This is a genomic window from Niveispirillum sp. FG156, assembly GCF_057809555.1.
Map to the genome: position 1 here is coordinate 1 of NZ_JBMDKE010000103.1, position 344 is coordinate 344.

The window sequence follows — 344 nt, forward strand, 5'->3', positions numbered from 1 at the left end:
CATGGAGCGTCAGACCTTGCGGGACTGGGTGCATCGCTACAACGCCGAGGGAGTGTTAGCCCTGGCCCGACGCCGCTGCTGAGCGAGGCCCAGATGGCGGAGCTGAAGGCGCTGGTGGTCGATGGCCCTGATCCCGAGACGGACCAGGTTGTGCGCTGGCGCTGCATCGACTTGCGGGACAAGATCGAGCAGCGCTTTTCAGTCAAGGTGCACAAGCGGACGGTGGCCAAGTGGCTGCGGCTGCTGGAATTGACGCGGCTGCAACCCCGGCCCTTCCATCCCCGCAAGGATGCCGGGGCGCAGGCGGCCTTTAAAAAAACTTCCCCTGCCTGAGCCGTGATGCC

At 65.1% G+C, this 344-nt stretch carries 1 protein-coding gene; it reads left to right on the forward strand.

Translation table 11 applies throughout. The annotated features are described in order from the left end of the window. Nucleotides 1-333: winged helix-turn-helix domain-containing protein (locus ACODSP_RS28245; protein WP_488968831.1), on the forward strand; the 333-nt coding region annotated here is incomplete at its 5' end. Nucleotides 334-344 lie beyond the last annotated feature (11 nt).